Here is a 1800-nt window from a genome sequence, read left to right on the forward strand (position 1 = left end):
TGACGGGTTCCTGGTGGATGTCGAGGGGCATGGGCGTGAGCCGTTGCCGGGTATCCCGGATCTGTCGCGGACGGTGGGCTGGTTCACGTCCTCGCGTCCGGTGCGGTTGAGCGCGAGCGTCGGCGCCGGTGGCGGTGTGCCGGTGCTCGGGGTGAAGGAGCAGGTGCGGGCGGTACCCGGGGACGGCCTCGGCTACGGCCTCCTGCGGTACGTCAATCCGGAGACCACCGACGAGTTGGCGGGGTTGCCCTCGGCGCAGGTCGGCTTCAACTACCTCGGGCGCGTAGGGACGGGCGAGGGCTTCCGGGCGGGAGGTGCGCCCGATGCTCCGGTGATGCACGCGGTGGAACTGCTCGGATCGGTACGCGAGCTGGCAGACGGCCCCGTGTTGGAACTGGTGCTGGCCTGGCCGGAACGGTTGATGGAGGCCGATCGGGCACGCGCGCTGCTGGAGGCGTGGGCGGAGGCACTGTCAGCACTGATGGCGCAGGTCCGCGACGGAGCCGGCGGCCATTCCCCCTCTGACTTCCCGTTGGCCTCCCTGTCTCAGGAGAGTGTGGGGGAGCTGGAGTCGGCGGTGCCCGGACTGGAGGACGTGTGGCCGTTGTCCCCGCTCCAGGAGGGTCTGCTCTTCCACTCGTCGTTCGATGACGACGGCGGGGCGGATGTGTACGCCGGTCAGCGTGCGCTCGCTCTGGACGGGCCTTTGGATGTCAACCGGTTGCGGGCGTCGTGGGATGTGGTGGTGGGGCGGCATGCGATTTTGCGTGCGGGGTTCCATCGACTGGCGTCGGGTGAGGCGGTGCAGGTCGTCGCGCGGGAGGTGGAACTTCCGTGGCGGGAGATCGACTTGAGCGGTCTTCCCGAGGCTGATGCGGAGGCTGAGGCGGCCCGGTTGTCCGGGGAGGAGTTGTCGGCCGGCTTTGAACTCGGGCGGGCTCCGCTGCTGCGGTTGCTGCTGTTCCGCCTGGGCGAACGGCGCCATCGGCTGGTGTTGACGACCCATCACATCGTGCTCGACGGCTGGTCGTTGCCGATCCTGCTGAACGAGCTGCAGACGGTGTACCGGGCGAGCGGCGGCGCCCAGGCGTTGCCTGCGGTTCGGTCGTACCGGGATTACCTGTCGTGGCTCGGCCGTCAGGACCGGGAGGCTGCGCGGGTTGCGTGGCGGGAGGAGTTGGCGGGGGCGGAGGAGCCGACGCTGGTTGCCCCGGTGGATCCGGCTCGGGTGCCGATGCGGCCGGAAGCGGTGCGTGTCGAGTGCGGGGCCGAGCTGACGCGGGCGCTGAACGACGTGGCCCGCCGAGGCGGCGTGACGATGGCGACGGTGGTGCAGGGTGCGTGGGCTCTGGTGCTGGCTCGTCTGTCGGGGCGCCGGGATGTGGTGTTCGGGACGACGGTTGCCGGGCGGCCGGCGGATCTGCCGGGTGCGGAGTCGTTGATCGGGCTGTTCATCAACACCCTTCCGGTACGGGTCCAGACGGATGGGAGGGAATCCGTACTCGAACTGCTGGACCGACTGCAGCGCCGCCAACTCGGCGTGATGGGCCACCAGCATCTCGGGCTGGCGGAGATCAAGCAGGTTGCCGGGCCGGGCGCGGAATTCGACACGCTCGTCGTCTACGAGAACTATCCGCAGTCCGCCGAGGCGATGCCGGATGACCCCGACGCTCTTGTCATCCGGCCGGGTGGCCGGACGCGGGATGCCAGTCACTATCCGTTGGGGTTGATCGTCGCGCCGGGTGAGCGGATGGAGTTGCAGCTGGATCATCGGCCGGACCTGTTCGACCGGGGGCAGGC

At 69.7% G+C, this 1800-nt stretch carries 1 protein-coding gene; it reads left to right on the top strand.

Going from position 1 to position 1800, the window contains the following annotated elements; translation table 11 throughout:
• Positions 1 to 1800 (top strand): condensation domain-containing protein (locus ACIPSJ_RS51920; protein WP_401357498.1); only part of this gene is annotated, 1800 nt, incomplete at both ends.

Source organism: Streptomyces sp. NPDC090088 (genome assembly GCF_044747345.1).
Lineage (GTDB): Bacteria > Actinomycetota > Actinomycetes > Streptomycetales > Streptomycetaceae > Streptomyces.